The organism is Hydrogenovibrio sp., assembly GCF_049975065.1.
Classification (GTDB): domain Bacteria; phylum Pseudomonadota; class Gammaproteobacteria; order Thiomicrospirales; family Thiomicrospiraceae; genus Hydrogenovibrio.
This window is the reverse complement of the sequence record NZ_JBNGDN010000021.1, coordinates 21,005-24,955: the sequence shown is the minus strand read 5'-3', so window position 1 is coordinate 24,955 and position 3,951 is coordinate 21,005. Positions and strand designations below refer to the sequence as shown.

4 protein-coding genes are annotated in these 3,951 nt (G+C 45.6%); all 4 read left to right on the top strand.

Annotated features, from left to right (window positions below; all coding sequences use genetic code 11):
- Positions 1-557 precede the first annotated feature (557 nt).
- The 4 genes from thrS (at position 558) to rplT (ending at position 3,905) form a co-directional block, all read left to right on the top strand.
- Entirely contained in the window at positions 558-2,483 is a 1,926-nt protein-coding gene (gene thrS / locus ACP5D0_RS04335) for a threonine--tRNA ligase (RefSeq protein ID WP_472364361.1), read from the top strand.
- Positions 2,484-2,517: 34 nt separating this feature from the next.
- The gene (gene infC, locus ACP5D0_RS04330; protein WP_472364362.1) at positions 2,518-3,069 is read left to right on the top strand and encodes a translation initiation factor IF-3; all 552 of its coding nucleotides are present in this window, start codon (positions 2,518-2,520) and stop codon (positions 3,067-3,069) included.
- Positions 3,070-3,339: 270 nt separating this feature from the next.
- Positions 3,340-3,537 (top strand): 50S ribosomal protein L35, encoded by a 198-nt coding sequence (rpmI, locus tag ACP5D0_RS04325; RefSeq protein ID WP_011371086.1) that lies wholly within the window; start codon positions 3,340-3,342, stop codon positions 3,535-3,537.
- An 11-nt stretch (positions 3,538-3,548) separates the two neighbouring features.
- Positions 3,549-3,905 (top strand): 50S ribosomal protein L20, encoded by a 357-nt coding sequence (rplT, locus tag ACP5D0_RS04320; RefSeq protein ID WP_472364360.1) that lies wholly within the window; start codon positions 3,549-3,551, stop codon positions 3,903-3,905.
- Positions 3,906-3,951: the final 46 nt, after the last annotated feature.

The following is a 3,951-nucleotide window of genomic DNA, read 5'->3' as shown; positions in this document are numbered from 1 at the left end:
GGCTTGTGGAATCAAGGAGCAAGCAAGGTCGGTGCAAATTTGTGAAATATTCGGGTTAAGCTTATTATAGTCAATTAAGTTGGAAAAACCAGTTACAGGCGATGGCGACTCAGGTTTGTCTGGTGTTTTGGCATGGACAGCTGCCATGCGGTTTTCGCCAGGCCTGGTGAAAACGCCTAAAAACCCGATGACGGTATCGGATTTGCTCAGCAGGCTAAAAAGTCTGAAAGCATCACAATGATTTCAAAGAAGCGTTGAAAATTTAAAAATCAAAGATTTAAAATTCATTTCACCGTTATTCTCGTGGTATAATTTTGCGCTTTGTCTGAAGTCGCCATTTTAATTGCCACTGTTAAGGAATCGTCCCTAATTAAGTGCCATTTTAAGATTGTTGTCTTGACGTCTTTCAGATCATCGTGGTTGACCTAAGGTTGTTGTGAAATGTGCAAAGGCTTCAGTTTTTACCTTCACGCGGTTTTAGGTGCGTTGAAGGCAAACGGCCGTTAAACGACCAAGCTAATCGACAAACTTAAATGCAATAAAGAGATCATTGAATCATGCCAATTATTACTTTACCGGATGGCTCGAATCGAGCTTATGAATCTGCTGTCACCGTTCTACAAGTGGCTTCCGATATCGGAACGGGACTGGCGAAAGCAACGGTGGCAGGTCGTGTCAATGGTCAGCTTGTGGATGCATGTGACTGGATTCAAGAAGATGCGGAACTGCAAATTGTTACCCTGAAAGATGAAGACGGATTGCACATCATGCGTCATTCTTGCGCACATCTGCTTGGTCATGCTTTAAAGCAACTCTACCCAGCGGCAAAAATGGCGATTGGGCCCGTCATCGAAAACGGTTTTTATTATGACATTGATCTGGAAGAGAAAGTCACCCCCGAAGACTTGTCAAAAATCGAAAAGCGAATGCAGGAATTGGCCAAAACCAAGTATGACGTCGTAAAGAAAATGACGCCGCGAGAAGAGGCGTTGTCGATTTTTAAAGACCGTGGTGAAGATTACAAGATTCAATTGATCGAAGATATGCCGCAAGAAACCGAATTTGGTTTCTATTATCACCAAGAGTACATTGATATGTGTCGTGGGCCGCATCTTCCCAATATGGGCTTTATCAAAGCCTTTAAGCTGACGCACGTCGCCGGTGCCTACTGGCGCGGCAACTCCGATAATAAAATGCTTCAGCGTATTTACGGTGTGGCGTTTGCCGATAAAAAAGACTTGAAAGACTATTTGACCATGATGGCGGAAGCGGAAAAACGCGACCATCGTAAGCTGGGCAAACAGTTGGATTTGTTTCATGTCGATGAGTTGGCGCCCGGCATGGCCTTCTGGCACCCGAAAGGGGCGACTTTGTATCGCGTAGTGGAAGACTATATGCGCAACCAGCTGCGTGAGAATGATTATGACGAGATTCGTACCCCTTTGATTATGGACCGTTCGTTATGGGAAAAATCCGGTCACTGGGACAAGTTCAAGGACAATATGTTCACCACGGAAACGGAAAATCGTGATTATGCGGTCAAGCCGATGAACTGTCCGGGGCACATTCAAGTCTATAACCATAATCTCAGCAGCTATCGAGATTTGCCGATACGTCTTGCGGAATTTGGATTGGTGCACCGCAATGAACCTTCCGGTACACTGCACGGCCTGATGCGAGTGCGTTCCTTTACTCAGGATGATGCGCATATTTTCTGTATGCCTGAACAAATCAAGCCGGAAGTGCAGGCCTGTATCGACTTGGTATTCAACACCTATGCCGATTTCGGTTTTGACCAGATTCAAGTGAAATTTTCAACTCGACCAGACGTGCGTGTGGGTGCGGATGACGTGTGGGATGCGGCGGAAGAGGCCTTAGAGCAGACATTGAAGGATGCCGGTTTAGATTATGATCTGCAGCCGGGTGAAGGGGCTTTTTACGGTCCGAAAATTGAATTTCAACTCAAAGACTGCATCGGGCGGGTTTGGCAATGCGGCACCATTCAGCTAGATTTCTCCATGACTCAGGCAGAACGCCTGAACGCTGTTTACATCGGGGCAGATAATGAGAAACATCATCCTGTTATGATTCATCGCGCCATTTTAGGGTCCTTGGAACGTTTTGTCGGTATTTTGGTAGAACATTATGAAGGAAAGTTTCCAACTTGGTTGGCGCCTGTTCAACTGGTACTGGCACCCATCGCTGAACCCCACAGTGATTATGTGGTGGACTTAGCTAAAAAATTGAAAAAACATGGGTTTAGAGTTGAAACAGACTTGAGAAATGAAAAGGTTGGGTTTAAAATTCGCGAACACACTTTGCAGCGTGTGCCTTATATCCTCGTAGCCGGGGAACAAGAGATTGAAAATGGCACCGTTAATGTCCGCGCTCGCGGCGGTGAAAACCTTGGCAGCTTTACGTTTGAAGAGTTGCTGACCCTGTTGATGGATGACATTTCTCATTTGGGTCGAGTCGTTGAGTAGTTTGAGTGTAATTTTTTACTAAGGAGACATTGCTATCGCAGTCAGAAGAGGTCGTAATAGGCCGCAACAACCAGAAGCGCCTAAAGATAATATTAATGAAAAAATTTCGGCGAAAGAAGTCCGTTTGATTGATGCGGATGGCGAGCAAAAGGGCGTTGTTCCCATTGAAGTCGCGCTTGAGTCTGCACGAGAATCCGAGCTGGACTTGGTTGAGATTTCAGCAAAATCGAGTCCGCCAGTATGCCGCATAATGGACTACGGCAAGTTCGTTTATCAGCAGCAGAAGAAAAAGCACGAGGCCAAAAAGAACCAAAAGCAAGTGCAGGTGAAAGAAGTCAAATTCCGACCAGGCACTGAAGATGGCGACTATCAAGTGAAGATGCGCAATCTGAAAAAGTTTTTGGAAAAAGGCGATCGCGTCAAAGTCACAATTTGGTTTCGTGGTCGAGAGATTACGCACAAAGAGCTGGGTATGCGGATGCTGGAAAGAGTGCGCGACGATATTCAGGAATTGGCGACTGTGGAGCAGATGCCCAAGATGGAGGGTCGTCAGTTGCAAATGATGGTGGCTCCCATTAAGAAATAGAGTTAAAAAATAGCGTATCACACAGCTACGCGCATTGTAATTTGCAAATAAAAGAGGCCTGTCATTGGCAGCCGCTTTTTTGTAAAGCTTAACCCTTACAAGCTTAAAGAAGGGAAAAGACAATAACTGGGACAGGCGGTTCAGACGTCGTTTCCGGTGCAGCTCTTCAGTGCTGTTTATTGTTAAGCGTCAGCTTTATTCAAGGAGTCTGACATTTTGAAAACTGATGGTATGCCGCTCAGCGGCGTATCGGCAAATGGAGTTTTACCCATGCCTAAGATGAAAACCAATAAAAGCGCTCAAAAGCGTTTTAAAAAAACCGGCTCTGGCCGTTTTAAATGCAAACAATCGCATCTTCGTCATATCTTGACCAAGAAGTCAACTAAGCGTAAGCGTCACCTGCGTGCCGCAAGCATGATTCATGATAACGATGTGGCAATGGTTCGCCGCATGCTACCCTACGCATAAGGAGTTGACCCATGGCAAGAGTTAAAAGAGGCGTGATTGCACGCAAAAGACACAACAAAGTTTTAAAGCAAGCAAAAGGCTACTACGGGGCGCGTAAAAAGATTTTCCGTGTCGCTAAGCAAGCGGTTATTAAAGCCGGTCAATATGCCTACCGTGACCGTCGTCAGAAAAAACGTCAATTTCGTCGTTTGTGGATTGCACGTATCAACGCTGCGACGCGCATGAACGGTATGACCTACAGCCGTTTTATTTCTGGTTTAAACAAAGCCGGTATTGAAGTGGATCGTAAAGTTTTGTCTGATATTGCTATCCATGATGCTGAAGCTTTCTCCGCGATTGTTGAAAAAGCGAAATCCGCATTGGCCTAAACCAATGGGTTCAGCATTTAACCCGAGTGCGTTGATATACCGGTAT

Excerpts from the sequence above, each read along its gene's own strand:
- rplT (WP_472364360.1), top strand. The coding sequence starts at position 3,549 with ATGGCAAGAGTTAAAAGAGGCGTGATTGCACGCAAAAGACACAACAAA.
- rpmI (WP_011371086.1), top strand. The coding sequence starts at position 3,340 with ATGCCTAAGATGAAAACCAATAAAAGCGCTCAAAAGCGTTTTAAAAAA.
- thrS (WP_472364361.1), top strand. The coding sequence starts at position 558 with ATGCCAATTATTACTTTACCGGATGGCTCGAATCGAGCTTATGAATCT.